The organism is Limosilactobacillus fastidiosus, assembly GCF_014145505.1.
Taxonomy (GTDB): domain Bacteria; phylum Bacillota; class Bacilli; order Lactobacillales; family Lactobacillaceae; genus Limosilactobacillus; species Limosilactobacillus fastidiosus.
Genome location: NZ_JACIUZ010000005.1, coordinates 1 through 953, shown reverse-complemented (window position 1 = coordinate 953; position 953 = coordinate 1). Strand labels below are relative to the sequence as shown.

The following is a 953-nucleotide window of genomic DNA, read 5'->3' as shown; positions in this document are numbered from 1 at the left end:
TTACATCGTAGTGATAGTGAATTACGGTAGTTTTTCGCAGAATTGGATCAACACCTAGATTGCCTGTACCATAAGCAGTGTGTTCATAAGCGGCCGCACTGCTGGAATTCTTAGGTACTGGAGATCCGTTTTGTTCAAAGCCCCCGTCATGTGATGTAGGTCCTCCCCATTTAACATAGGTGTAATTTGAATTGCCATTAGCCAAGAATACAATAGATGCATCTGTGTAATCACCCACTGTCCCGTTAGTAACGTTAGGGGTCTCACACATATATACCTTTGATGTTAAAGCGGTTGCCGGCCCCTTAATTGCTACGGGAATTGTACCGATATGCGATTTGGGATTAACAAAGGCACCGAGCACACCGCTCTTTGGCATTATTGCTTCAGCCCCACTATTATCAGCTGCCATGTCTAATGAAGCAAAGCTGATTAATATTTTCCCGGTATACGGCGTACCATCTGTATATGAGAAACTTTCGTTTACGTTATACCCCGCAATGTTATTTGTCCCTGTGTTAAGCAATACCCCAGGCCAACCCTTTCCAAATGCCATCCACACATTATGTCCATCTGTGTCGCTTTTAACACTTAGGTTGTAATTGTAAAGAACAAAATCTGAAAACGTATATGTCACATCTAATTGGCGACCACTGCTATCAGTTGCTGCGTTGTGCACTTTTACTTTAATAACGCTATCTTTTGATAGGTTGTACGCATACTTTGTACGGGCTTTACCTGATTGGAATGGAACATACTCGTTTAACGGGTCATTGCTTAAGTCTGCATTAGAAACACTAATATCCACTTGCTTATTAGAACCATCACTATCAATCGTAGCAAGGCTTCCATCCACATAAATATGATCGGTTCTAATGGCTTTGTCAGGCGAATAACTGTCGGTAACCTTCTTCAATTGATTTTCGTAATCTTGGTTATTTTGTTCTTGAGTA

Annotated in this window: 1 protein-coding gene; it reads right to left on the bottom strand. The window is 41.2% G+C overall.

What is annotated here, in order from left to right; genetic code table 11:
• The coding region (locus tag H5R64_RS00230; protein ID WP_182580081.1) for a hypothetical protein at nucleotides 1–953 on the bottom strand (953 nt) is incomplete at both ends.